This window comes from Methylobacterium ajmalii (assembly GCF_016613415.1).
In the GTDB taxonomy this organism is placed as follows: Bacteria; Pseudomonadota; Alphaproteobacteria; order Rhizobiales; family Beijerinckiaceae; genus Methylobacterium; species Methylobacterium ajmalii.
The window spans coordinates 1-24,497 of record NZ_JACWCT010000120.1 but is presented as its reverse complement, the minus strand read 5'-3'; the positions used below and the strand labels follow the sequence as shown (position 1 = coordinate 24,497).

General features: G+C 71.2%; 27 protein-coding genes. 10 read left to right on the top strand and 17 right to left on the bottom strand.

Annotation, left to right across the window (positions count from 1 at the left end):
* Positions 1-54: 54 nt before the first annotated feature.
* The 4 genes from HPY23_RS22355 to rocF form a co-directional block, all read right to left on the bottom strand.
* Positions 55-201, bottom strand: a complete 147-nt coding sequence (locus HPY23_RS22355; protein ID WP_167543930.1) for a hypothetical protein — start codon at positions 199-201, stop codon at positions 55-57.
* Between the two features lie 86 nt (positions 202-287).
* Positions 288-431, bottom strand: coding sequence for a hypothetical protein (locus tag HPY23_RS22350; protein WP_167543931.1), 144 nt, complete (start codon positions 429-431; stop codon positions 288-290).
* A gap of 432 nt (positions 432-863) precedes the next feature.
* Entirely contained in the window at positions 864-1,916 is a 1,053-nt protein-coding gene (locus HPY23_RS22345; RefSeq protein ID WP_091883968.1) for an ornithine cyclodeaminase, read from the bottom strand.
* On the bottom strand, positions 1,917-2,879 hold the full coding sequence (gene rocF / locus HPY23_RS22340) for an arginase (protein WP_091883971.1): 963 nt from the start codon (positions 2,877-2,879) through the stop codon (positions 1,917-1,919). It abuts the gene before it with no gap.
* A 110-nt stretch (positions 2,880-2,989) separates the two neighbouring features.
* Here rocF and HPY23_RS22335 point away from each other — a divergent pair, with 110 nt between their 5' ends.
* On the top strand, positions 2,990-3,427 hold the full coding sequence (locus tag HPY23_RS22335; RefSeq protein ID WP_091883973.1) for an Lrp/AsnC family transcriptional regulator: 438 nt from the start codon (positions 2,990-2,992) through the stop codon (positions 3,425-3,427).
* A 115-nt stretch (positions 3,428-3,542) separates the two neighbouring features.
* On the opposite strand, the gene HPY23_RS22330 is transcribed toward HPY23_RS22335, so the two are convergent.
* The 3 genes from HPY23_RS22330 to ndk all read right to left on the bottom strand — a co-directional run bounded on the left by HPY23_RS22330 (position 3,543) and on the right by ndk (position 6,610).
* Positions 3,543-3,899 (bottom strand): hypothetical protein, encoded by a 357-nt coding sequence (locus tag HPY23_RS22330; protein ID WP_091883975.1) that lies wholly within the window; start codon positions 3,897-3,899, stop codon positions 3,543-3,545.
* A gap of 114 nt (positions 3,900-4,013) precedes the next feature.
* Positions 4,014-6,104: a molybdopterin-containing oxidoreductase family protein gene (locus HPY23_RS22325; RefSeq protein WP_091883978.1), complete on the bottom strand. Its 2,091-nt coding sequence runs from the start codon at positions 6,102-6,104 to the stop codon at positions 4,014-4,016.
* Positions 6,105-6,187: 83 nt separating this feature from the next.
* Complete coding sequence (ndk, locus tag HPY23_RS22320; protein ID WP_048429253.1) at positions 6,188-6,610, bottom strand: nucleoside-diphosphate kinase; 423 nt, start codon at positions 6,608-6,610, stop codon at positions 6,188-6,190.
* Between the two features lie 368 nt (positions 6,611-6,978).
* Here ndk and HPY23_RS22315 point away from each other — a divergent pair, with 368 nt between their 5' ends.
* Positions 6,979-7,482 carry a DUF2147 domain-containing protein gene (locus tag HPY23_RS22315; RefSeq protein ID WP_091883980.1) on the top strand — a complete coding sequence of 168 codons (504 nt, stop codon included), beginning with the start codon at positions 6,979-6,981 and terminating at the stop codon, positions 7,480-7,482.
* A 28-nt stretch (positions 7,483-7,510) separates the two neighbouring features.
* Here the strand turns inward: HPY23_RS22315 and HPY23_RS22310 are convergent, their stop codons facing one another.
* Positions 7,511-8,188 carry a glutathione S-transferase family protein gene (locus tag HPY23_RS22310; RefSeq protein ID WP_091883983.1) on the bottom strand — a complete coding sequence of 226 codons (678 nt, stop codon included), beginning with the start codon at positions 8,186-8,188 and terminating at the stop codon, positions 7,511-7,513.
* Between the two features lie 294 nt (positions 8,189-8,482).
* Between HPY23_RS22310 and HPY23_RS22305 the strand changes: the two genes are divergently transcribed.
* Positions 8,483-8,770 (top strand): hypothetical protein, encoded by a 288-nt coding sequence (locus tag HPY23_RS22305; RefSeq protein WP_175539894.1) that lies wholly within the window; start codon positions 8,483-8,485, stop codon positions 8,768-8,770.
* A 357-nt stretch (positions 8,771-9,127) separates the two neighbouring features.
* On the opposite strand, the gene HPY23_RS22300 is transcribed toward HPY23_RS22305, so the two are convergent.
* Positions 9,128-10,756, bottom strand: coding sequence for a porin (locus tag HPY23_RS22300; protein ID WP_060848018.1), 1,629 nt, complete (start codon positions 10,754-10,756; stop codon positions 9,128-9,130).
* Positions 10,757-11,722: 966 nt separating this feature from the next.
* On the opposite strand from HPY23_RS22300, the gene HPY23_RS22295 reads away from it, so the two are divergent.
* A complete protein-coding gene (locus HPY23_RS22295) occupies positions 11,723-11,932 on the top strand; it encodes a hypothetical protein (RefSeq protein ID WP_060848019.1) in 210 nt (69 codons plus the stop codon).
* A gap of 84 nt (positions 11,933-12,016) precedes the next feature.
* On the opposite strand, the gene HPY23_RS22290 is transcribed toward HPY23_RS22295, so the two are convergent.
* The gene (locus HPY23_RS22290; protein ID WP_091883985.1) at positions 12,017-13,450 is read right to left on the bottom strand and encodes a protein adenylyltransferase SelO; all 1,434 of its coding nucleotides are present in this window, start codon (positions 13,448-13,450) and stop codon (positions 12,017-12,019) included.
* Positions 13,451-13,863: 413 nt separating this feature from the next.
* On the opposite strand from HPY23_RS22290, the gene HPY23_RS33780 reads away from it, so the two are divergent.
* From HPY23_RS33780 to HPY23_RS22275, 3 genes are all read left to right on the top strand, one after another.
* Complete coding sequence (locus HPY23_RS33780) at positions 13,864-14,661, top strand: cold-shock protein (RefSeq protein WP_091747429.1); 798 nt, start codon at positions 13,864-13,866, stop codon at positions 14,659-14,661.
* Between the two features lie 54 nt (positions 14,662-14,715).
* Entirely contained in the window at positions 14,716-15,012 is a 297-nt protein-coding gene (locus tag HPY23_RS22280; protein WP_236012810.1) for a hypothetical protein, read from the top strand.
* A gap of 146 nt (positions 15,013-15,158) precedes the next feature.
* Positions 15,159-15,356, top strand: coding sequence for a hypothetical protein (locus tag HPY23_RS22275; protein WP_060849485.1), 198 nt, complete (start codon positions 15,159-15,161; stop codon positions 15,354-15,356).
* 131 nt (positions 15,357-15,487) lie between these two features.
* Here HPY23_RS22275 and ppa read toward each other — a convergent pair whose 3' ends face one another.
* Both ppa and HPY23_RS22265 read right to left on the bottom strand, forming a co-directional pair.
* Positions 15,488-16,018, bottom strand: a complete 531-nt coding sequence (ppa, locus tag HPY23_RS22270; protein WP_060848022.1) for an inorganic diphosphatase — start codon at positions 16,016-16,018, stop codon at positions 15,488-15,490.
* Positions 16,019-16,259: 241 nt separating this feature from the next.
* Positions 16,260-16,766 (bottom strand): GNAT family N-acetyltransferase, encoded by a 507-nt coding sequence (locus HPY23_RS22265; RefSeq protein ID WP_060848023.1) that lies wholly within the window; start codon positions 16,764-16,766, stop codon positions 16,260-16,262.
* A gap of 196 nt (positions 16,767-16,962) precedes the next feature.
* Here HPY23_RS22265 and HPY23_RS22260 point away from each other — a divergent pair, with 196 nt between their 5' ends.
* Positions 16,963-17,688, top strand: coding sequence for a fused DSP-PTPase phosphatase/NAD kinase-like protein (locus HPY23_RS22260; protein WP_060848024.1), 726 nt, complete (start codon positions 16,963-16,965; stop codon positions 17,686-17,688).
* Between the two features lie 2 nt (positions 17,689-17,690).
* Here the strand turns inward: HPY23_RS22260 and HPY23_RS33895 are convergent, their stop codons facing one another.
* Both HPY23_RS33895 and HPY23_RS22250 read right to left on the bottom strand, forming a co-directional pair.
* Positions 17,691-18,593, bottom strand: coding sequence for a DMT family transporter (locus tag HPY23_RS33895; RefSeq protein WP_091883988.1), 903 nt, complete (start codon positions 18,591-18,593; stop codon positions 17,691-17,693).
* A complete protein-coding gene (locus HPY23_RS22250) occupies positions 18,590-20,377 on the bottom strand; it encodes an ABC transporter ATP-binding protein (RefSeq protein ID WP_091883990.1) in 1,788 nt (595 codons plus the stop codon). The genes HPY23_RS33895 and HPY23_RS22250 overlap by 4 nt, the downstream gene beginning before the upstream one ends.
* A gap of 224 nt (positions 20,378-20,601) precedes the next feature.
* On the opposite strand from HPY23_RS22250, the gene HPY23_RS22245 reads away from it, so the two are divergent.
* A complete protein-coding gene (locus HPY23_RS22245; protein ID WP_175539895.1) occupies positions 20,602-22,101 on the top strand; it encodes a serine protease in 1,500 nt (499 codons plus the stop codon).
* A gap of 12 nt (positions 22,102-22,113) precedes the next feature.
* Here HPY23_RS22245 and HPY23_RS22240 read toward each other — a convergent pair whose 3' ends face one another.
* The 3 genes from HPY23_RS22240 to dapA all read right to left on the bottom strand — a co-directional run bounded on the left by HPY23_RS22240 (position 22,114) and on the right by dapA (position 23,837).
* Positions 22,114-22,296 carry a hypothetical protein gene (locus HPY23_RS22240; protein ID WP_060848027.1) on the bottom strand — a complete coding sequence of 61 codons (183 nt, stop codon included), beginning with the start codon at positions 22,294-22,296 and terminating at the stop codon, positions 22,114-22,116.
* 95 nt (positions 22,297-22,391) lie between these two features.
* Positions 22,392-22,865: an SsrA-binding protein SmpB gene (gene smpB, locus HPY23_RS22235; RefSeq protein WP_048428442.1), complete on the bottom strand. Its 474-nt coding sequence runs from the start codon at positions 22,863-22,865 to the stop codon at positions 22,392-22,394.
* Positions 22,866-22,934: 69 nt separating this feature from the next.
* Entirely contained in the window at positions 22,935-23,837 is a 903-nt protein-coding gene (gene dapA, locus HPY23_RS22230) for a 4-hydroxy-tetrahydrodipicolinate synthase (protein ID WP_091883995.1), read from the bottom strand.
* A 405-nt stretch (positions 23,838-24,242) separates the two neighbouring features.
* On the opposite strand from dapA, the gene HPY23_RS22225 reads away from it, so the two are divergent.
* Positions 24,243-24,497 (top strand): hypothetical protein (locus HPY23_RS22225; RefSeq protein ID WP_200601875.1); only part of this gene is annotated, 255 nt, incomplete at its 3' end.

Here is a 24,497-nt window from a genome sequence, read left to right as displayed (position 1 = left end):
TGGAAAACCGCGTCGCCGGGGCGGTGGTCCGCTTCCCGGCGCGTCGGCGCGGGCTCAGCAGCCCTTCTTGGACTTGGTGCTGCCGCAGGTCGGGGCCGGCGGGCAGGCCGGGGCGCAGCCGACCGAGACGCCGACGCCGACCGAGATGCCGAGGGTGCCGCCGGCGACGGTGCCGAGGGTCTTGAGGTCGAGCTTCTTCATGGTGTTCCTCCGAGGATCGTCGAACGCTGTCGTTGGAGCGGGGCCGGGCGGCGAGGCCGCTTTCGTCCCCCTGCGTGGGCGCGGGCTCAGCAGCCCTTCTTGGACTTGGTGCTGCCGCAGCTCGGGGGCGGGCAGACCGGGGCCGGCGGCGGGCAGGCCGGGGCGCAGACGGGGGCGCAGATCGTGCCGCCGGTGACGGTGCCGAGGGTCTTCAGGTCGAGCGTCTTCATCGATGCCATCCTCAGGTCCGGGATTGCTGTCGCGTCCCGTTCGCAGTCTTGGGATGCCAGATGTGCCGAAACGTGTCGATAGACACGACTGGATACTTGTGAAGTCGTTTACCAAACCGGTTTCGGAAAGTGGATCGACTCCAAGGCCTTACGTCCATTCGTGCGGGACTGCGTAGGTAATCGCGCCGGGGAAGGCCTGTGCATGGCGGGCCGGCGCGGCACTGGTGGAGGACGGATCTGCTCTTGGAGACCGCCTGCGGAGGCGCGTTCACTACAAGGCCCGGACTTCGCGATACTGCCCTGCTGCGTGGCGGGTCAGGGGTTGCCGGCCGCGCCCGAGACGTTGGCGCGCGACCGGCCGGCAGGCCATGGCCCGCGAGCCGCCCGACGGACAGTCGAGGACAGTATTCGCCGCTCCGCGCGCCGGCGGCTTCAGGCCGCGAGGCGCGGCGGGCCCGCCCGCATCAGCATGCCGAACAGGTCGCGCGGGTCGTCCGGATCGGCCAGGAGGTCGAGGTTGTCGTAGAACGGCCGCTCGGCTAGCATGTCGCGCACGGTGCGCAGGGCGGAAAAATCCTCGATCGCGAAGCCGACCGAGTCGAACACCGTGACCTGGCGCGCGTCCCTGCGCCCGGGCACCTCCCCGGACAGGACCCGCCACAGTTCGGTCACCGGGTGGTCCGCGGCGAGCTGCTGGATCTCGCCCTCGATCCGGGTCTGGGGCTCGTACTCGACGAAGATCCCGGCCCGGCGCAGGATCTCCGGCGCCAGCTCGGTCTTGCCCGGGCAGTCCCCGCCGACGGCGTTGACGTGCACCCCCTCCCCGACGAGGTTGTCGCCGAGGATCACGGCGTTGCGCTTGTCCGCCGTCACCGTGGTGACGATGTCGGCGCCGTGCACCGCCTCCGCCGTGCTGGCGCAGGCCGTGAGGTGGAAGCCGAACCGCGCGAGGTTGCGCCGGCACTTCTCGGTCGCCGCCGGGTCGATGTCGTGGAGGCGCAGCGTGTCGATCCCCATGAGCGCCCGGAAGGCCAGGGCCTGGAACTCGGCCTGGGCGCCGTTGCCGACCAGCGCCATGGTGCGCGAACCCGGCCGGGCGAGGTGCCGCGCGGCGAGCGCCGAGGTCGCGGCGGTGCGTAGGGCCGTGAGCAGCGTCATCTCGGTGACGAGTACCGGATAGCCGCTGCCGACATCGGCCAGGACCCCGAAGGCGGTGACGGTCTGGCGCCCGCCGGCGGCGTTCTTGGGGTGGCCGTTGACGTACTTGAAGCCGTAGGTCGTGCCGTCGCTCGTCGGCATCAGCTCGATAACGCCCTCGGCGCTGTGGGCGGCGACCCGCGGGGTCTTCTGGAACACGTCCCACCGCGAAAAGTCCTCGGCGATCGCCGCGGCGAGGCGGACCAGCATCGCCTCGATGCCGACCGCGTGGACGAGCCGCATCATGTTGTCGACGCTGACGAAGGGGACGACGTTGAGCGCAGCCATCTAGAAGCTCCGGGTCGGGCGGTCGAGGATGCGCCGGCCGAACAGGCTGGCGGCGAGGTCGGCCATCAGCAGGGCGGTGCGGCCGCGCTCGTCGAGGAAGGGGTTGAGCTCCACGAGGTCGAGGCTGCGCACCAGCCCGGAATCGTGCAGCAGCTCCATGATCAGGTGGGCCTCCCGGAAGGTGGCCCCGCCCGGCACCGTCGTGCCGACCCCCGGCGCGATGCCGGGATCGAGGAAGTCGACATCGAGGCTGACGTGGAGGAGACCCTCCGCCGCCGCGACGTCGCCCAGGAAGTCGCGCAACGGGGCGACGATCCCGGTCTCGTCGATGTCGCGCATGTCGTGCACCCGGGCGCCGCTGCCCGTCAGGGCGGCGCGTTCCGCCGGATCGACGCTGCGCAGGCCGACCATGCAGATTCGGGCCGGATCGAGGGCGGCCGCGAGGGGCGGGAAGTAGCCGGCAAAGCCCGGCCGCCCGGTGAGGTAGGCCAGCGGCACGCCATGCAGGTTGCCGCTCGTCGTGGTCTCGAGGGTATGCAGGTCGGCATGCGCGTCGAGCCAGAGCAGGAAGAGCGGGCGTCCCTCGGCCTGCGCCCTCAGCGCCATGCCCGCCACGGTGCCGGCCGAGAGGCTGTGGTCGCCGCCCAGGAAGATCGGCCGTGCCGCCTCGCTCGCCCGGAAGGCGGCCTCGGTCAGGGCCAGCGTCCAGCCCGCGGTCTCGGCGAGGTGGTGGATCGCCCGGTTCGGATGCGCCGGTGCGTCGAAGGGCTTCGGGACGACGGTCCCGGCATCCTCGACCGGGAGGCCGAGATCGCGCAGCGCCCCCGGCAGGCCCGCCGCCCGGTAGGCGCTCGGCCCCATGTCGCAACCGAGCCGGTCCGTCCCCGACTGCACCGGCGCCCCGACGAGGACGCACCGTTCCGGATGTCCCGCACCCACTGTCCCGCCTCCGTCTCGGACCATCGAACGACCTCGACGGTACCAAGGGGATGCGTCACTCCGAACACGGGAAACCGGTCGATTTTCCGGGCCGGTCGCGCATTCTGGCAAGGCACCCTGCGCAGAGTGGCGGAATGGACGATCTCGATCAGGCCCTCGTCACCCTGCTGCGGCACGATTGCCGGCGGCCGGTCTCGGAACTGGCGGTGCTGCTGAAGGTCTCGCGCGCCACCGTGCGGGCGCGGATCGACCGGCTCGAGCGCGCGGGCGAGATCATCGGCTACACGGTGGTCCTGCGGGCGGATGCCCAGCCTGCGGCGGTGCGGGCGATCACCCTGGTCGCCGTCGAGGGGCGCCGGGCCGGCGACGTGATCGACGCCCTCAAGGGATTCGCCGAGATCACCTCGGTCCACACCACGGTCGGCCGCTGGGACATCATCGTGGAGGTGTCGGCCGGCAGCCTGCCGGAGCTCGACGAGATGCTGCGCCGGGTGCGCCTGGTCCCGGGCGTGACCACCTCGGAGACGCACCTGCTGCTCGCCACGCCGCGCAGCGCGCGGGCGCGGCTGTAGTCGCCCGGGTTCGGGTCACCCGACGGGCCGGATGCGGAATCCGTCATCCCGGGCTCCGCTATCGCGGCCCCGGGATGACGCGATGGGAATCAATCGACGATCGCCGTCGTCCCGCTCAGACCGGACGCTGCAGCTTGCAGGCGTCGATGGCGTTGAGCGCCTTGGCGCGGGCCGAATCGTTGAAGTAGCCGGTGGCCCGGTAGGCCTCGATCTCGGAGGCGTCGAGCGAGCGCAGGGTGGTCTTGGCGTAGCAGCCGCAGGGGCGCTCGAAGCCGGTCTCGGCGGTGTTCTGCAGCCGGGCCTGGACGACCGCGCAGGCGCGGCGCACCCGGCTCTCGAGGTCCGCCTTGGGCGCGGTGCGCAGGGCCGGATCGGGCTGGTAGGCCTCGAGCTGCGACGAGGACGCGCCGGCGAGGGCGGCGGTGGCACCGAGCGCGAGGAAGCCGGCGGCGAGGAGGGTGCGGAGACGCATGGGAGGGAAGGTCCGTTGGGCTGCTTGTCGTCAAGCTGGACCGTTGGACGCCGAAACTCCCCGCCCGCACAAGGGCGGGCGGGCCACACCGGGGCGCGAAAAGCCGAGCGCGCGCTACTGCGGCAGGGGCGCGATCGCGACGTGGTTGTCGTGGAAGGCGGCGCCGCCGAAGGGGGCGGCCGCGTCGGCTCCCGTCAGGGTGTTGATGCCGCGCCCATCCGGGTAGGCGTCGTTCGGCCAGATCGATTCGGCGATCAGCACGCCGCGGCGCAGGCCGGCAAACAGCGTCGCCCGCAGGGTGACGGCGCCGCGCTCGTTGGAGAGCCGCACCCAGGTCCCCTCCCCGATCCCGAGCGGGCCGGCATCCTCCGGATGGATCATCACCGTCGGGTGGCGCTCCTTGGCGAGAGAGGTCGGGGTCTCGGTGAAGCTCGAATTGAGGAAGTTGCGCGCCGGGCTGGTGGCGAGGCGGAACGGGTGGTCGGGCGTGGCGGCCATCAGGGGCGCCTCCCAATGGTCGGGGAGCGGCGGCATCGCCGGCCCGCGCGGGCCGTCCTTGGCCACCGGCACGGAGCCCCAGTCCGGCTTGAAGCGGAAGCGCCGGTCGGGATAGGCGAAGCCGTCGAGGAAGTGGGCACGCTCGTAAGCGGGCTGCACGTCGAGGAAGCCGTCTCCCTCCATCTCTGCCAGGCTGCCGCGGCGCGAGGCCTTCAGCGTCGCGTCGATCAGCTCGCGCGGGCTCATGGAAAAGCCCGGATGCGCGGCGCCGAGCCGTTCGGCCAAGCCCACGATCACCTCGTGGTTCGAGCGGCACAGGGCCGGCGGGTCGATGCGCTTCAGGCCGAGCTGGATGTGCTGCTGGCCGCCGCCGGTATAGAGGTCGTCGTGCTCCAGGAACATCGTGGCGGGCAGGACGAGATCGGCCATCCGGGCGGTCTCGGTCATGAACTGCTCGTGGACGCAGACGAACAGGTCCTCGCGCGAGAAGCCCCGCTTCACCAGCTCCTGCTCGGGGGCGACCGAGACCGGGTTGGTGTTCTGGATCAGCATCGCGGTCACCGGCGGGCCGTGGCGCAGGGCTTGCCCGTCGCCGGTGAGCACGCGGCCGATCTGCGACTGGTCGAGCATGCGGGTGCCGGGCCGGATCGCGTCGAGCCCCTCGATCAGGCGCTTGTCGAGGCCGAACACGCCGCTGTTCGAATGGAAGGCGCCGCCGCCGCGATGCTGCCAGGCGCCCGTCACCGCCGGGATGCAGAGCGCGGCGTGCATGTTGGCGGCACCGTTGCGGCTGCGGGCGAATCCGTAGCCGAGGCGGAAGAACGTGTTCTTCGTCTCCCCCACGAGGTGGGCGAAACGCTCGATCTCCTCGACCGTGAGGCCGGTGATCGCGGCGGCCCATGCGGGGTCGCGGGTCGCGAGGTGCGCCTCCAGCACGTCCGGGCAGTCGGTGTAGCGGGCCATGTAGTCGCGGTCGGCCAGGCCGTCGCGAAACAGCACGTGCATCACCGCGCAGGCGAGCGCCCCGTCGGTGCCCGGGCGCAGCAGCAGCGCGAGGTCGGCCTGCTTCATGGTCGGGTTGTCGTAGATGTCGACGACCACGACCTTTGCGCCGCGGTTCTTGCGGGCGGCCTGGACGTGGGTCATCAGGTTGACCTGGGTGTGCACCGGGTTTGTGCCCCAGATCACCACGCAGTCGCTCTCGGCGATCTCGCGCGGGTCGACCCCGCCGAGGCGGCCGGTGCCGGCGATGTAGCCCGACCAGGCGAGCGTGGTGCAGATGGTCGAGAACTGGCCCGAATAGCCCTTGGCGTGGCGAAGGCGGTTGATGCCGTCGCGCATCACCAGCCCCATCGTGCCGGCATAGTAGTAGGGCCAGACGGCCTCCGGCCCGTGCGCCGCCTCGGCCCTGCGGAATTCCTCCGCGACGCGGTCGAGCGCCTCGTCCCAGCCGATCGGCGCGAACGCGCCCGAGCCCTTCGGCCCGGTGCGGATCAGCGGCTGGGTCAGCCGGTCGGGATGGTGGATGCGCTCGGCGTAGCGGGCGACCTTGGCGCAGACGACGCCGGCCGTGTAGCTGTGGCGCGGGTTGCCGCGCACCCGGCCGATGGTCGAGCCGTCGATCACCTCGACCTCGAGGGCGCAGACCGACGGGCAGTCGTGCGGGCAGGTGGAGGTCGTCCGCTCGATCCGTGGCTGCGCCGTCACCGTGTCGCTCCCCCATGAAAAAAGCCCCCGCCGCTTGGCGGCAGGGGCTCTGAACCTATCGGCGTTTTCCGGTCAGGGAAACCTTAGCCGACGATGTCCTTGTCGTCGAAGAACTGCTTGATCTCGATGCCGGCGTTCTCGAGGCTGTCGGAGCCGTGGACGGTGTTCTCGCCGACCGACTTCGCGAACTTCTGGCGGATGGTGCCCTCGGCGGCCTGGGCCGGGTTGGTGGCGCCCATCACCTCACGGTACTTGGCGACGGCGTTCTCGCCCTCGAGCACCTGGACCACGACCGGGCCCGAGGTCATGAACTCGACGAGCTCGCCGTAGAACGGACGCTCGGCGTGGACCTCGTAGAACTTCTTGGCCTGGGCGTCCGACATGCGGATGCGGCGCTGGGCGACGATGCGCAGGCCCGCCTCCTCGATCACGGCGTTGACCGCGCCGGTGAGGTTCCGGGCGGTGGCGTCGGGCTTCAGGATGGAGAAGGTGCGCTCGGTGGCCATGGGACGGTCCGTTCAGAAGAAAAGCGGTGGCGGGGGCGGTGGGAGGCCGCGCGGCACCGGACCCTGACGGTCCGGCGTGAGCCGGGCGCGAGCGCCCGCGCGCCGGGGCCATGCGGACGCCCGGCGCCGGGCTTATAGCCGCGGGCCCGGCGCCCCTCAAGCACGGAAGGTGACGCGGCGGCGCGCCGAGCCATCCATTGCGACCTTGCCGCAACGCGGCCGAAAAATCGCCCCAAAGCTCGTGCTTCCTGGCTTCGACGTGACCTTTCGGCCACGCTGCCCGGCTCGCCCGCGGCGGCGTCCCTCGCCCCTTCCGCCCCGCGCAGGCCCGTCAGGGCTGCCGTGGCGGACAGCCAGGAGCTTCCTGCATGCGCTCGATCCTGATCCCGACCCTCGCCGCTTCCCTGCTCTCGGCCGGCGTCACCGCCGCGGCCGCCGCCGGCGATCCGTCGGGCACCTGGCTCACCGAGGACGGCCGGGCCAAGATCAAGATCGAGAAGTGCGGCCCGGGTGCCGCCCATGCCTGCGGCAAGGTGGTGTGGCTGAAGACGCCGCTCAACGAGCAGGGCCAGCCGCGCACCGACATCAAGAATCCCGACCCGAAGAAGCGCAGCCGCCCGGTGATCGGCCTCACACTGATGGACGGGCTGAAGCCCGAGGACGGCGGCTACAAGGGCCAGATCTACAATGCCGAGGAAGGCAAGATCTACGACGTCTCGGTCAGCCGCGAGAGCGCCAGCGAGCTCGCGATCTCGGGCTGCATGCTGAAGATCCTGTGCGGCTCGCAGACCTGGACCAAGGCGCCGGAGGAATTCGCCCAGGTCGCCCCGGCGCCCGCCAAGGCGAAGCCGGCCCCAAAGCCGGCCGAGTGATCAGCCCGCCGAGGGACGGGCCCGCGGTTCAGCCGCGGGGTCCGGTCCCCGGCGGCTCGTCGGCGTCCGGCTTGAGCCGGAACCCGCGCTGGACCGCCGGGCGGGCCTTCAGCCGCTCGATCCAGGCGGCGACGTTCGGAAACCCGGCGATGTCCTGGCCCTGGCGCTCCCACATCTTGGCCCAGGGCAGGATCGCGATGTCGGCGATGCTGTACGCCTCGCCGGCGACGTGGGCGTGGCGGCCGAGCTGGGCGTCGAGGGCGGCGTAGAGCTTCGTCGTCGCGGCCGTGAAGCGCTCGATCGCGTACGGGATCTTGTCGGAAGCGTAGATGCGGAAATGATGGGTCTGGCCCAGGGTCGGCCCGAAATTCGCCGCCTGCCAGGACAGCCAGATGTCGACCGCGATGCGGGCCCGCTCCTCAGAGGGGTAGAGGAGCCCGGTCTTGCGGCCGAGATATTGCAGGATCGCGTTCGATTCGAACACCGTGATCGGCGCGCCCCCGGGCCCGTCCGGATCCACGATGACCGGGATCTTGCCGAGCGGGGCCACCGCCAGGAATTCGGGGGCCGTCTGGGCGCCCTTGCCGATGTTGACCGGGATCATCCGGTACGGCAGGCCGCATTCCTCGAGCATGATCGAGGCTTTCCAGCCGTTCGGCGTCGTCCAGTAGTAGAGGTCGATCGGCGGCGTCGTCACGGCCGACATGCGGCTGGTCCTTCTCGCACGGCGGGGACGGGTCGCGTCCGTCGCGCATCGGGCTTCCCCGGCAGATAAACAGGGCCGGGCCTGCGCTGTACAGGGTGAAGGTTGTCTCAACCGGCGGTCATGCAGGGCTGTTTTTCCCCGAAGCCCGATCGTCCGGCCGGGCCGGCTTCGGTGCGCGCGGCGGGCGGGCGCAACCGCCCTGCCCTCTTGCCCTTACGTCAGGTTGTGGCAGTCTCGGCTGCGCGGCGCGTCGATCCGCGGCCCGTACCGCCTGTCCTTCCCGCGAGCCCTGACATGATCTCCGCTGTGAGCCCCGCCCGAATCCGCCCTGCCCTTCTCCGTGCCGCCCTGGCGGTCCTGGTCGTCGCCGCGCCCGCTTCCGCCCTCGGCCAGGCCGGTCCGGGCATCGAAGCGGCGCCCCGCCGCGAGCCCGGCATCCGCGCCCTCGCCGCCCGCGAGCGCCAGCGCAAGTGCGGCGCCGAGTGGCGCGCCCTCGCGCCGTCCGAGAAGGCGGTGCAAGGCCCGCGTTGGCCGCAATATTACAGCAAGTGCGTCCGCCGCCTGAAGGAGCAGAAGGCCTGAGGGCCCGCGCGTCCGCCGAGGCGCGGCGACGGGGCCTGATCGGGCGGGGTGCGGCCGGTCTCGCGTCCTGGAGCGCCGCCGTCAGCGCCGCCGTCTCACCCGGAGCCCCACCGTTCCCGAGGAAACTTGCCGGCGCTCGACCCGGCGGCAATTTTTATTTGCGCCGTCGAGAAAATGATCTTTCGATAGTTGAAACGACCCGATCGTCCTGTTATAAGTTGATCATCCTGAGTTTCGAGACCCAGGGAACCTGCAAGGCGCACTCCCCGAGTGCGCCTTTTTTCTTGCTCGGTTTCCCAAAACGAAAAAGGGGCCCCGGCTCGCGCCGGGACCCCCTGATATCGACTAAGACTGATCTTAGAAGTCGCGCTGGACGCGCATGCGGATGTTGAAGGTGTCGGCCGACTTGGCGGTCGGCAGAACCAGGCCGGCCGCGTTGATCGGCAGGCCGGCGGCGTTGATGCCGGCGGCGCTGGCGCCCGGGGCCTTGTTCTGGTCGATCACGGCGCCGCCCTTCAGGTCGACGCGGTTGTAGAGACCCTCGACGCCGATATCGAGATCCTTGACCGGCGACCAGATCAGGTTGGCACCGACGACGATCTGGCTCGTGTCGCGCAGGGCCGCGCTGTAGAGGAAGGCGCCGGGGCTGTTGACCGGGTTGCCCAGGCCGTTGAAGTTCAGGCCGCCGAGCAGGTTGCGGCTGGTCTTGCCGAAGCTCATCTCGCCGTAGCTGCCGATGACGGCCGACCGCCACTCGGGTGCCCAGTAGTGCAGGTACGAACCGACGACGGTCCAGCTGGTCGACAGCTCCATCTTGCCGCTCAGCGGGTTCACCGCGGCGTCGGCGAAGAAGGTGGCGAACGGCGCGCCCTGGGTGTTGCCGGAGCTGACGGTGTAGGAGCCGATGTACGAGGAGTAGCCGGTGTAGAGCTGCGCGCCCTCGCCGTACGAACCCTGCAGGTACAGCGCATCGCCGGCGGCGATGAACGGCATGTTGATCTTCAGGCCACCCTGCACGGCCCAGCCGTACTCGGAGTTGACCCGCGGCGCGGAGGCGCCGGTGATGCCGCCGCCGGCGAAGTTCAGGACGGCGGCAGCGTTGCCGGCGTTCAGCTCATGCACGGCGGCCGAGAGCTGGGCCGAGCCCCAGGCAGCGTCGTAGCGCAGGGCGCCGACGAAGTCGGGCATGCGCGAGGTCTGGCGCAGGTCGTAGAACGCCTCGCCGACCGGCACGCCGGCCGCGTTGGTGGCGATGACCGGGGTCAGGTTGGCGGTCGCGGCGGTGTAGACCGCGAAGGCGCTCGCCGCGTTGCCGGCGGTGGCGGTGCCGAACAGCGGGGTCTTGCGGAAGATCGGGTCTTCGACCGACAGCGTCGCCGAGAAGCCGTTCCCGAAGGTCGCGGTGTAGGCGAGCAGGTTGGTCGAGGCGACGTCCGAGCCCAGCGAGGTGCCGATGATCTCGAAGTCGTGGGCGTAGAAGTCGTAGAACGAGGCCGCGCGACCGGCGGTGAGGCCGGCGAACTGGATGAAGGCCTTGTCGACGTTCACGTATTGCTGCGAGCGGCTGAACGTGTCGACGCCGATGCCGAAGAAGCCGTTGGCGGCGCGGTTCTGGGTGCCCGAGGTGAGGTAGGCGCCGGTCCGCGAGGCGAGCTCGAAGCGCACGAAGGCGCGGAGCGTGCCGTAGGCGGTCTGGGTGCGGGCGTCGAGGTTGAGGCGGCCGAGGCCGCGGTAGCCCATCAGGTCGCCGTTGTTGCCGCCGCGGGTGTAGCCCTGCGAGTAGCCGGCTTCGAAGCGGGCGCGGCCGGAGACGCGCAGGCAGGTGTCGGTACCCGGGATGAAGAAGAAGCCGGCGCCGTAGGCCGAGCAGACGCGCACGTACTCGACGGGCGCAGCCTTCTTGATCGGCAGATCGGCAGCGTGCGCACCGGCAACGACGGTCAGGCCAGCGGCCGAACCGAGCAGAAGGCTCTTAACGAGCTTCATGGAGACCTCCAAGATTTCGGACCCGATTGGGGTGAACGACTCTGTTCCGAAGACCTTTTCGGCCTCGAGACCATGTCCCTCTTATGCCCCCGAAGATTCGGCTGCCGCACAGACAGTGCCGAACCACACCTGACTTCGTTCGGTGCGATCGGAACAATCTTTCATACGGCCGAGTTGATCAATCGTCCTCAAGTTCTAACAAGGCTCGGCTGTGCCCTTGCTGCCGGAATGTGGCAGAATCATCACATTTCTGCCGTCGAGACCGGGACGATCTACTTATGAACTAACAAAAATAACGTTGGTATAATCTTGGATGATGTCGGTGCCAGCGCGTAAGAGTCAGGCACTAACAAAACATAACTATCGCTTCGATCCGCCTTTATATCTGGCTTCCCGTCCTGATCGGCATGGTCTCGACCCAGGAATAGACGCCATTCGAAGTCGTGAAGCGGATCGGCGTGCCGTCGCGATCGCTTTCGACGCAACCGAGGGGGTGGATATTCGGCGCGTCGCGACGGGCGTTGGCGAACCCTTGTCCCCGTCCGGAGCCGGTCCGGCGAGCCCGCGACGGGATGTGCGGCGGCTGCGCCGGCGAACGCGCCGTGGCGGCGACCGGCGTCGAGGCGAATCGGCGTGCCGACGGCCGTTCCCGCCCGCGTCCTCGTGCCGTGTCCCGGCACCGACATGTCTTGGCGATGGGCCCGCTCGACTCTCCTCCCCCGGTGCCGCCCGGGCGGTCCGGGTCGCCGCCGGTCGGCCGCGCCAGCCGTGTCCGGATCGAAGCCTTGGATCCGCGGAGACGATCAGGGCGCTCCTTGGGGCGCGTCGGGGCCGTGCCCCTGCCCCGCCGCCGCAGCCCGCCCCGCACGCCGCCCGAATGCGGGAGCGCCCCTTGCCATCAGTTTTTAGTTGTTCTAATTAGCAACTGAACGGGCCGGAGGCGGCCCACGACCGGGAGACACCATCATGGCGACCACCCAGGGCGCGGCCTGCAACAGCTGCCGCTACTTCGACGACCACAAGCTCAACGGCGCCGCCGCCTCGGCCGATGCCGGCCTGTGCCGCTTCAACCCGCCGGTCAGCCAGCCCGACCCGCAGGGCCACGGCCTGTGGCCGGTCGTCGCCGGCCAGGATTGGTGCGGACATTTCACCGCCGAGCAGACCGCGGCGGAGTAATCCGCGCGGCCGCCCCGGTCCGCCGACGGACACGACCCCCGCCCGATCGCCGAGCGGGGGTTTTTGGCGTACGGGGCGCTGCGGTCACGGTGCCGCCGGCCGGGTGCCGTAGGCCTCCGCCATGGCGTCGATCGCCGCGAGCTTGGCGTGGTAGGCCGACCAGTCGTCGCCCTCCGCGATCGGCGCCCACAGGGCCTCGACCTCGTCGATCAGCATCGTGCACGGCGTGGCCTGCGCGAAGTACGGGTGGTCGAGCCTGGCCGCCGGATCGGGCGAGAGGGCGCCGAGCGCTTGGCGCACCCGCGAAAAACCCTCGCCGGCGTAGTGCGCGGCGGCCGGGCTGCGGGCGGCGCGGTCCTGGCTCGCCAGGCCGCCGTACCAGTCGAAGAAGACCTGCTCGAATGGCGCCCGGCTCGTCTGCAGGAAGGCCCAGAACGCGCCCACGAGGGTGTGCGTCGCCGTCTCGTCCGCCGGCGTCGCGAGGCCGAGCCGGCGCAGGATCGCCTCCGCGAAGGCCTCCTGCAGCGCCGGGCCGTAGACGTCCATGGCCGCGCCCAGCCTGGCCTCGTCGGAGAGCGGCAGCAGGCACTCGGCGAGTCGTGCGAGGTTCCAGCCCAGGGCCTCCGGCTGGCGCCCGAAGGCGTAGAGGCCGTACTCGTCGAAATAGGCGGCGGTGAAGGCCGGGTCGTTGACCGGCGCGAAGCGCCACGGGCCGTAATCGAAGCTCTCGCCGGTCACGTTGATGTTGTCGGTGTTGAGCACCCCGTGCACGAACCCCGCCGCCATCCACTGCGCGCCCATCCGGGCGACGCGCCGGCAGACGTCGGCGAGGAAGGCCGCCGCCCGGTCGGCCGGGTCGTCGCGCCACGCTTCCGGCCGGTAGGTCGCGACCGCGTGGTCGAGCAGGCGCAGCAGGTTCTCCCGGTCGTCGTAGGCGCGGAAGCGCTGGAAGGTGCCGATGCGGATATGGGAGTGGCTGAGCCGCACCAGCACCGACGAGCGCGTCGGCGACGGCTCGTCGCCGCGCACCAGCGCCTCCCCGGTCTCGATCAGGCTGAACGACTTCGAGGTCTCGACGCCGAGCGCCTCCAGCATCGTCGTGGCCAGCACCTCGCGCACCCCGCCCTTGAGGGTCAGTCGGCCGTCGGCGGTGCGCGACCAGGGGGTGCGCCCGCTGCCCTTGGTGGCGAGGTCGAGCAGGCGTCCGTCGGCGAGATCGTGGAGTTGCGCGAACAGGAAGCCGCGGCCGTCGCCGATCTCGGGATTGTAGCTGCGGAACTGGTGGCCGTGGTAGCGCAGGGCCAGCGGCTCGGGAAAGCTGCCGGGCAGCGGCGCGAAGCGGCCGAAATGCGCGACCCACTCTTCGTCGGTGAGCGATTCCAGCCCCACCCGCGCCGCCCAGGGCCGGTTGCGGTGGCGCAGGATGTGGGCCGGGAAGCGGGCGGCCGCCACCACGTCGTAGAAGTCGGGCCCGAGATCGGCGTGGCGGCGCGAGGGACGGAACGGTGTGGCCGGCATCGGGACCTCGACGAAGGAGCGGGGTGGCCGGGCCGATCGACGGGAGGCGAATCGGTCGGGCGGGGTCGGTGGCGCAACGCGCCGCCCGCGATCCCGGGTCCCGGGTGCCCCGGGGGCACCCGTTCCGGCATCGCCGCGGCGGGTGCATGCATGTCACAGTGATGCGTGAACGACACGCGGAAAAGCGTGCGAATCGGGCTGTCAATCCGCTTCGCGACGTGAGAAAGTGTCCCTCGTCATCGCCACACGTGGCAGATCCGCCTTGCGGGACGGTCTGAGTTGCGTCAGGAGTGTGGCGGTCATCTTGGTCACCGCAACCGGGAATGGAACGATCTCGAGGCGTCCGCTGTCAGGTACAGAACGCACCGGGGTACAAGGGTGGTCGGCGGTTTTTACGTTTTGGCGAGCTTCTAATGGGACGTGGTCGTGATTTCAGGGAGCCGCGCCGTCGCGGCTTCGACGAGGGTGGTGGCGAGCCGCGGTGGCCTGACCAGGCCCCGCAGGGCAGCAGCTACGGCGGTGGCTATGGCGGCGGCGGTGGTGGCGGCGGCTACGGTGGCGGCGGCGGTGGTGGTTACGGCGGCGGCGGCTTCGGCGGCGGCGGCGGTGGCTTTGACCGCGGCGGCCCGCGCAGCGCTGCCCCCTCGGGGCCGGAGCGCGACGCGACGGTCAAGTGGTTCAACAAGGAGAAAGGCTTCGGCTTCGTCGAGCTCGGCGACGGCTCGGGCGACGCCTTCCTCCACATTCGCGCCGTCGAGGCGGCCGGCCACGCCGATCTGATGCCGGGCACCCGCCTGAGCGTGCAGACCGCGCAGGGCCAGAAGGGCCCGCAGGTGACCAACATCACCAGCGTGGACACCAGCACGGCCGAGGCCCCGGTCCGTCGCGATCCCCGTCCGCCGCGCAGCGGTGGCTTCGGCGGCGGCGGTTTCGGTGGTGGTGGCTACGGCGACCGTCCCGAGCGTGGCGCCGGCGGCGGTGGCCGCTTCGCCTCCGGTCCCTCGACCGAGATGACCGGCACCGTGAAGTGGTACGATCCCGCCAAGGGCTTCGGCTTCGTGTCGGTGAACGACGGCGGCAAGGATGTCTTCATCCACCGCTCGGCGCTCGCCCGCGCCGGCCTCGAGTCCCTCGCCGAGGGCCAGCCCGTCACCATGGGCGTGGTCGAGGGCATGAAGGGCCGCGAGGCTCAGAGCATCAGCGTCGACTGATCCTCGGTGCATTCCAGCACGGATGATCGACTGATACGGACGGAGCGGTGGCCCATGGCCACCGCTCCTTTCCGTTTGCGCGTCGTCCTGACAAAACTCGCGCTGCTCGGATTCCTGGCGGTCCTGGCCCTGCCGGGCCCTGCCGCGGCCGAGGACTTCACCGGCTTCTACGCCGGCATCAATGCCGGCTACGGATGGCAGGCCAAGCGGCCCGATATCCGGTCCGGGTCCCCCCTGCCCGCCTGGGGCAGGACGCCGGAGGCCGACGCCCTGCCGCCGAGCGCAACCCGCGCCGCGGACCGCAACCCGTTCCTGACCGGCAAGGGAGCCGGCAAGGGAACCGGGCGCTGAGGCGGCGGCCGTCTTCGGGCATGACACCGAAACAGCGGGGACAGCCCTAGCGCGGCCTCCCGGTACGACCAGGGTCGGACGTGCGAAACGGCAGCGCTTGTGGCATGGTGGCGCTCGAACCCAACCGGGCTCGGGACCCCTTCACGATGACCACCGTTCACGACGTCACCCCGGACCAGCTGCGCGGGCTGGAAGCCGCCGGCGAGGCCGCGCTCAATGCCGCGCTCGGCCGCCTCCCGGCCCACGAGCGCGAGGCCTACTGGGCCTCGGTGCGCCGGGCCTACAACGCGCCCTACAACGATGCGGTGAAGAAGCCGCGCGCCGCGCAGGCGCGGGCGGTCTGAGGACGATTCCGCGACCGGGGACGTGATCCGCGCCGGTCGGTATGCAGGAACACTCCCCCCGCGGAGGAGGGAGGGTTCGCGTGGCGGCCCCCCAGGGGGCGAGGCGGGCGCGGTCGGCGCCCGCGCCGGCGTCACGCCTTCTTGGCGCGCTCGATGCCCTCGAGGATCAGGCGCTGCGCCTCGGCCTTGTCGCCCCAGCGCACGATCTTCACCCACTTGCCGGGCTCGAGATCCTTGTAGTGCTCGAAGAAGTGCTGGATCTGGTGGATCGTGATGTCGGGCAGGTCGGTGTAGTTCTCGATCCGGTCGTAGCGCTTGGTCAGGTTGCGCGACGGGACGGCGATGATCTTTTCGTCCTCGCCGGCATTGTCCTCCATCACCAGCACGCCGACCGGGCGCACGCTCATCACGGCGCCGGGGACGATCGCCCGGGTGTTGGCGACGAGCACGTCGCACGGGTCGCCGTCGCCCGACAGGGTGTGGGGAATGAAGCCGTAGTTCCCCGGGTAGTGCATCGCGGTGTAGAGGAACCGGTCGACGATCAGCGTCCCGGCATCCTTGTCCATCTCGTACTTGATCGGCTCGCCGCCGACCGGGACCTCGATGACGACGTTGACGTCTTCGGGCGGGTTCTTGCCGATGGAGATGGCGTCGAGGCGCATGAGCGAACTCCCTGCAAGGGCGGACGCGCCCCTGAATGGCGCGGTCCTTAGAGGGCCGCAGGCGCCGGCACAAGCGCCTGCGCGCAACGGTGGCCATGACAGTCGAGGACAAGGTCCCGTCCGGCCACGCTTCGCGCGAAAACCGGCGCGGACGGTCCGTTTGCTGCCGATGAGCACGCGTTGAGCAGATGACGGCGCGCCGGCGACCAAACGGGAGGCAGGATGCCTCCCGCCCCGGCCCTCAACCGAACAGGTAGGCGACCTTGGGCAGGTCGGCGCCGGCGATCCGGTCGCAGGCCTCGGCGACGACGCGCCCGCCCATCCGCTCGTAGAAGTCCCGCGCCCGGTCGTTCTCGGCGAGCGACCAGACGGCGATCCGGCGCACGTCCCGGTCGGCGAGGTCGTTGCGCACCGCCCGGAACAGGCGGGTGCCGTAGCCGAGGCCCTGGTAGTTTGGCGCCAGGTAGATCTCGTCGATCTCGCCCTCGGCCTTGAGGGCCCGGTCGCGGCAACGCCCGTAGGACACGTAGCCGATCACGCTCTCGCCGATCTCCAGCACCACCAGCGGCCGGCTGCGCCCGATGGTGGAGCGCCACCAGCGCGGCCCGCGCCGGGCGAGCATCCGGTCGAGGGCGACGCCCGGGATGATGCCCTGGTAGGCCTCGCGCCACGCGGCGTCGAAGATCTCCGACAGCATCCCGGCATCCTGCTCCCGGGCCCTGCGCATGCTGACGACCTGAGTGCTCACGGTCTACCCCCTCGATTGTTAGCCGACGGATCGCGTCCCCACGATGCGGGGGAGACTTCGCAAGCGCAATGCCACGCTCTTGCGCCGGCTCATCGAACGGCCGGTCGTTGCGGCCGGGTCACGCGGCTGGTAGAGCGGCCTACTGTTCCTCCGCGCGAATCGCGTTCTCCCGTCCCAGCCAGGCGCCCGTCCCTTCGTGCTCAACCGCTTCCTCCCGCCCGAGACCCGCTACGCCCGCCGCATGGCCCGGATCGCCCGCTGGGAGCAGCCGATCGCCGGGCCGGGCGGGCGCCTGCGCGCCTGGGCGAACATGCTGCTCGTCGATCACGGCGTGTTTCGCCTGGCCTATCTCAACCGCCACCGGATCGGCCGCGGGATGGTCTGGCGCTCGGCCCAGCCGGGCCCGCACGACCTCGCCTGGTTCCGGCGCCAGGGCGTGCGCACCATCATCTCGCTGCGCGGCGGGCGCGAGCACGGCTCCTGGCAGCTCCAGCGCGAGGCCTGCGAGCGCGAGGGGCTGGCGCTGGTCGAGTTCGTGATGCGCTCGCGCGAGGCGCCCGACAAGGCGACGCTGCTGGCCGCGAGGGACTTCTTCGCCGGCCTCGCCTATCCGGCGGTGCTGCACTGCAAGTCCGGCGCCGACCGGGCGGGGCTGGCCGCCGCCCTCTACCTGATCCTGCACGAGGGTCGGCCGGTGCGCGAGGCGGCGCGCCAGCTCTCGGCGAAGTTCGGCCATTTCCGCTTCGCCAAGACCGGCATCCTCGACGCGTTCTTCGAGCGCTACCTCACCGAGGGCGAGCCGAAGGGCCTGAGCTTCCTCGACTGGGTCGAGCACCACTACGATCCCGAGGCGCTCAAGCGCGACTTCCGCACCGGGGTGTGGTCGGACCTGCTGGTGGACCGTCTGCTGCGGCGGGAGTGAGGCTACCCCCGCGTCGTCAGCAGTACGCCCGCGCCGATCGCCAGGATGGCGCCGACATGGAGCGGGTCCGGCACCTCCCCGAGCACCGGTATCGCCAGGATGGTCGCGATCACCGGCACGAGTGCCGTGAAGGCCGGGGTGCGCCGGCCGATCAGCCCGAGCGAGCGGTTGAAGGCGACGAGCGCCACCACGCTCACCAGGACCCCTTGGTAGAGGGCCTGGAGCGCGACCTCGGCGGGTGCCGCCTCCAGGAGGCGCGACAGGCCCGAGGCGAGGTAGACCGGGATGTAGGTGACGAGTGAGCCGACGCAGATGAGCGCGGTGGCCTCCAGGGCCGTGAGACGCGAACGCCGCATCCGCACCGTGCCGGCGGCCCACAGGAAGGCGGCGGTGAGGAGCAGGCCGTAGCCGAAGAGTTCGTCCGCATCGCGAAAGCCCCCCGCCAGGGTGAGCGCCCCGGCGGCGATCAGCCCGAGGCCGGCGAGCGCCAGGCGCCCCGGCCGGTCGCCCAGCACCAGGGCGCCTAGCAGCGCGGCGAAGAGCGGCATCGTGCCGGGGGTGAGCGCCGCGCCGTGGCCGGCCGGCGCGTAGCGGAGCGCAATCGAGATCAGGAGCGCGAAGGGCGCGCCCTGCGCCACGTACAGGACCGCGCCGTCGAGGTACGCCCGCCGGTCGAGGCCGCGCAGGCGCAAGGCCAGCACCGGCAGCAGCAGCAGCCCGCCGATGCCGAAGCGGAGCGCCACGAGGTCGGCGGGCCCGAGCACGCCCCCCGCCCCCACCGCGCGGCGGGTGATAACGAACCAGCCGCCCCACAGGCTGACGGCGAGGAGCGCGAAGGCGACCCCCTCGGCGAGGCGGCGTCCGGACGGCGCCTCGGCGGTCGCTCTCCCGTCCTCCGGCCTCACGACGCCTGCGCCGCCGATGCGGGCTCCCGGTCGTCGGCGAGCTGGAGCCGGTGCAGGCGCGCATAGGTGCCGCCCCGGGCGATCAGGGCGGCGTGGCTGCCGGTCTCGGCGACCCGGCCGGCCTCCATCGCGACGATCAGGTCGGCGTCGCGCACCGTCGAGAGGCGGTGGGCGATGACGAGCGTGGTGCGGCCCCGCATCAGCCGGGTCAGCGCCGCCTGGACGAGCTGCTCGGATTCGGCGTCGAGCGCCGAGGTCGCCTCGTCGAGGAGCAGGATCGGCGCGTCGCGCAGGAAGGCGCGGGCGAGCGCGATGCGCTGGCGCTCGCCGCCCGACAGCCGGCTGCCGGCCGGCCCGACGCGGAACTCGTAGCCCTCGGACCGGGCGGCGATGAAGTCGTGCGCGGCGGCGTTGCGCGCGGCTGCCTCGATCTCGGCCCGGCTCGCGCCCTCGCGGCCGAAGGCGATGTTTCGCGCGATGGTGTCGTCGAACAGGACGACCTCCTGCGACACCACCGCGACGGCCCGGCGCAGCGAATCCAGCGTCACGTCGCGCACGTCCTGCCCGTCGATGACGACCCGGCCCTCGGTGACGTCGTAGAGCCGCGGCACCAGGGAGAGCAGCGTCGACTTGCCCGACCCCGAGCGCCCGACGAGCGCGGTGGTGCGTCCGGCCGGGACGGTGAGATCGATGCCCTCCAGCGCCGGGGCGTCGTCGCGGTAGCGGAAGCGCACCCCCTCGAACCGGACCTCGCCGCCGGCGACGACGAGCGCCGGCGCCCCGGGCTTCTCGCGGATCGTCGGCGCCTCGTCCATCAGCGCGAAGGTGCGCGAGAGCGCAGCCAGCGCCTCCTGCAGGATGGCGTTCAGGTTGCCGAGTGCGCGGGCCGGCTGGGCGGCGAGCAGCAGCGCCGCGACGTAGCCGGTGAAGTCGCCGACGGTCTTCTCGCCCGACAGGATGCGGTGGCCGATGAAGGCCAGCACCCCGGCGACCGCGAGGCCGCCGCCGATCTCGAGCAGCGGGTCGAGCCGGCCGCGGGCATTGGCGGCCTTCATCTTGAGCCGGCGCACCTCGTCGAGGGCGTCGCGGGTGCGGCCCTTGAGGTAGCCCTCGAGACCGTAGGTCTTGGCGACCCGGGCGCCGGCCAGGCTCTCGCTGATCAGGCTCGCGGTGAGGCCGACCTGTTCCTGGGTCGAGGTCGAGACCCGGCGCAGCTTCTTGCCGATCCGGGCGATCGGCCCGGCGACGAACGGCACGGTGACCCCGGCGACGAGGGTCAGCCACGGGTCCATCCACACCATGGCGCAGACGAGCGCCACCAGCATCGCCACGTCGCGCAGGAGCACGGTGGAGATGCGCGTCAGCGCCTCCTTGATGAAGGCGAAGTCGGTGGTGAAGCGTTGCGTGAGGCTCGCCGGGCTCTCGCGGCCGAGCTGGGCGAGGTCCTGGTCGATCATGTGGCCGTAGAGCGCCGCCTGCATGTCGGCCTCGACCCGGGTGACGACCCGGTTGGTCAGCACCGTCTGGCCGAGCAGCGCGAAGCCCCGGACCGCCGTCACCGCGATCACCAGGACGGGACCGTAGGCCAGCGCCCCGGCATCCTTGGCGTCGAAGGCGTCGAAGGCGGCCTTGATCAGGGTCGGGTAGAAGCCGGTGGCGGCGCCGATCACCGCGATCAGCACCAGCACGACCGCGAGCGTCCCGGCATGCGGCCGCAGCCAGTCGCGCCAGAGCCGGGTGAGCAACGGCAGCATGTCGCCGGAGAGGAGGGGGCGCCGCGCCATTGATGCTTCGCTTCGTCCGTGGGGTGTGGACGGTGGCGCTAGCACGCGGGTCGGGCGGGCGGCAATTCGGGGCGGCGCGGGGCTGGGCTGCGGGCAGTCTCGCCACAGGCCGGCGCGAGGTGACCCGACGGTTTCGTGCGATTGAACAATTGCCATCTGCATGTCAATTTCGTGTCAAAACCTGGGCGTGCATGATGCGCCGCGACACGAGAGGCTTCCCGCTCATGGCCCGGCATTGCGCCCACCTGACCGTCCTTGCCGTCGGTCTCGCGCTCGCGGGCCCGGCCCCCGCCCTAGCCCAGGCGCCGGCGGGCTACGGCGAGGCGGAATCGCGCTTCGCCTTCATGGAGACCGAGCGCCGGGTCCGGCTGCAGACGCTCCTCACCGCCGCCGGATACTGGACCGGCATGCCGAACGTCACCTTCGGCCGCCGGCTGTTCGAGGCGATCGCGCAATTCCAGGGCGAGAACGGCTTCCGGCCGACCGGCTGGCTCGACGGCGCGCAGCTCGCCCGGCTGCGGATGCTGGCCGCGCCGAACCTCTCGCAATGGGGCCTGCGCACGATCGCGCACCCGTTCCGCCCGGTCTCGATCTGGGCGCCGATGGGGCTCGGCCTCACTGCCGAGCGCACCGCCCGCGGGCTCGACCTCAAGGACCCGACGCGCCGGCTCACCCTCGCGTACAACGCCCTGCCGAACGTCGCGGTGGCGGATGCCTTCGGCTACACGGTCGAGAAGTTCCAGCGCGAGGGCGCCACGCTCCACTACAAGGTGCTGCGATCGGACTTCTTCGCCATCTCGGCGTCGCAGAACGGCACAGACATCTACATGCGCTATCACCAGGACGGGCCGGGCGCCCTCGGCTTCGTCCTGCGCTGGGACACGCGCGCGACCGATCTCTCCGCCGAGCGCATCGCCGTCCTGCTCTCGGCCTCGCTATGGTCGGCGATGACGCCGGACGCCCCGTTCATCCCGCTTCCCGAGGCCACGGCGCCGGACGCGCGCACGGTCACCCTCCCGCCCGTCCTGGCGCCGCCGCCGGCCGCCCAAGCCCCGTCGGCGGTCGCGGCCGTCCCGCCCGCCTCCCCGTCGGCTGCCAAGCCGCGGGAGAGCTCGGGCACCGGGTTCTTCGTCGGCATTGGTGGCGAGGTGCTGACCAACTCGCACGTCGTCGAGGAATGCGGGCAGGTCGAGGTGCGCGGCGCCGTCGGGACGGTGCCCGCGCGCCTCGTCGCCCGCGACGCCGCCAACGATCTGGCGATCCTGCGCACCACGCTGACGCCCCCGAAGGTCGCGGGACTGCGGCTGGGCATCCGCCTCGGCGAGCCGGTGGCGGCCTTTGGCTATCCCCTCGCCGGCATGCTCTCGACCTCGGGCAACTTCACCCTCGGCAACGTCACGGCACTGACAGGGCTGGGCGACAACACCAGCTACCTGCAGGTCTCCGCGCCGGTGCAGCCGGGCAATTCCGGCGGTCCGCTCCTCGACGGCAACGGCAACCTCGTCGGGGTCGTCACCGCGAAGCTCAACGCCCTCAAGGTGATGGTGGCGACGAACGGCGACATCCCGCAGAACGTCAATTTCGCCCTCAAGGGCGCGGTCGCGGCGACCTTCCTGGAGAGCAACGGCGTCGCGTTCACGGCCGGGACGACGGCGACCGCGATGGCGCCGGCCGATCTCGCCGACCACGCCAAGGCGATGAGCGTCTTCGTCACCTGCCGGTGACGCGGCCGATGCCTACCGCATCAGCGCCAGCACCGCATGGATCAGCGTCGCGCCGCCGATCGGCGCCATGAACCACAGCAGCACGTTGACGAGAATGATCCAGACCAGCGTGCGCTCCTGGCGCCCAGTGAGCCGGGGCTGCGGCGGGCGCGGCGGCGGCTCCCAGGACGGACGCCATCCTCCCTCGACGAACATCGGAGCCTCCCCGTGCCGGCCTGAAGGCCAAGGGAGCTAGGAGGCCGCGGCGGCGGCGACAGTGCGGCGTGTCGTACCGGCGCGCCGTGCCGGGCTCAGCCCTTGTCGCGCATCAGCCGCGCCTTGTCGCGCTGCCAGTCGCGCTCCTTGGCGGTCTCGCGCTTGTCGTGGAGCTTCTTGCCGCGGCCCAGACCCAGCTCGACCTTCGCCCGGCCGCGCTCGTTGAAGTAGATCTTCAAGGGCACCACGGTGTAGCCCTCGCGCTGGGTCGCGCCGATGAACTTGTCGATCTGGCGCCGGTGCAGCAGCAGGCGGCGAGGCCGCTTGGTGTCGTGGTTGAAGCGGTTCGCCTCGAGGTATTCGGGGATGTAGGCGTTGAACAGCAGCAGGTCGTTGCCCGACGGCCCGGCGAACGCCTCGCCGATCGTCGCCTTGCCGCCGCGCAGGGACTTCACCTCGGTGCCCGTGAGCGCGATGCCCGCCTCGACCGTGTCGGTGATCTCGTAGTTGAAGCGGGCCTTCCGGTTGTCGGCGACGACGCGGTTCTTCGGCTCGGGTTTCTTGGCCATCGGGCGGCGGAGGTCCTGGGAAGCGGGCGACGGGAGCCCCGGGGGCTCCCGTCGTATGTAGGGTGCGGCTCAGCCGTTGGTGAGGCCGGCGTGGCGCAGCGCGCCGTCGACGAGGGCGCGGGTGCCCTCCCCGACCGGCACCATCGGCAGCCGCACCTCGTCGCCCATCAGGCCGAGGCGGGCGAGCGCGTACTTCGTCGGCGACGGGTTGGTCTCGGCGAAGAGGTGGGTGTGGAGCGGCATCAGCCGGTCCTGGAGGGCGAGCGCGGTGCGGAAGTCGCCGGACAGGCAGGCCTCCTGGAAGTCGGCGCACAGGCGCGGCGCGACGTTGGAGGAGACCGAGATGGTGCCGTGGCCGCCATGCGCCATGAAGCCCAGCGCCGTCGCATCCTCGCCCGACAGCTGGATGAAGTCCTCGCCCATCGCCTGGCGCTGCAGGCTGACCCGGGCGACGTTGGCGGTGGCGTCCTTCACCCCGGCGATGTTCGGCAGCTCGTAGAGCCGGGCCATGGTGTCGACGCTCATGTCGATCACCGACCGGCCGGGAATGTTGTAGATCAGGATCGGAATGCCGACCGCGTCGTTCACCGCCTTGAAGTGCTGGTACAGCCCCTCCTGCGTCGGCTTGTTGTAGTAGGGCGTGACGATGAGCAGGGCGTCCGCCCCGGCCTTCTCGGCGTGACGCGAGCGCTCGACCGCCTCGGTGGTGGAGTTGGAGCCGGCGCCGGCCACCACCGGCACCTTGCCGGCGGCCTCGTCGATGCAGGCCTCGACCACCCGGTCGTGCTCGGCGTGGCTCAGCGTCGGGCTCTCGCCGGTGGTGCCGACCGGCACCAGGCCGTGGGTGCCGTTCTCGATCTGCCAGGCCACGAAGGCCCGGAAGGCGTGCTCGTCGAAGGCGCCGTCGCGGAACGGCGTCACCAGGGCGGTGAGCGAGCCCCTCAGGCGCTGCGAGATCTGCGTCGACGTCATGCTGGCGTTCCTCGCCCGGTCGGGGCGGCGCCCCCGGGATGTCTGGTTGGGAGGCCGGCCCGCAAGCGGACCGCCACCGGGTCCGATGCGGGAAGCAGCAGGGTGGACACCTCGGCCGTCCGGCGTTCGACACATATGCCCTCGCCGGGCCGCGCGCAAACGCTCCGATGCCCCCCGGCGTTCCGGCCCGATCGGGCGCCAGGGTTAAGCGCTTCTTAACGTGGCGCTTCCACCATGGGGCGTCCGGTCGTTCGGGCTCCGATCGACCGAGCTATCGGCCGAACTCTTGGGACCTCGCCCGATCGCTCCGCCGTCGAACGGGGCCAACAGGTCTTCTGTTTGCCGCATTTTCTCAGTCGAACCAGTCTCCACTCCGCCGGACACTGCTCAAGGGGAACGGGATCCATGCTGCTCTCGCCTCGTCGGCGCCGCCTCGCGGTCCTCGCCCTCACGGTGTCGGGCGCCGCCCTCACCGCCCTCGGCGGCACCGCCCTCGGCGGTTCGACGCTCACGCCCGCGCCCGTGGATGCGGCGGTCCCCTCCCGCGCGGTCGAGCGGGCGGCCGAGGAGGGCTTCGTCCAGGGCGACGGCCTGCCCCAGGCGGAGGGCTTCGCGCCGGCCGACGGCCTGCGCCGGGGCGCCGCCGCCGAGGGCGGGAGC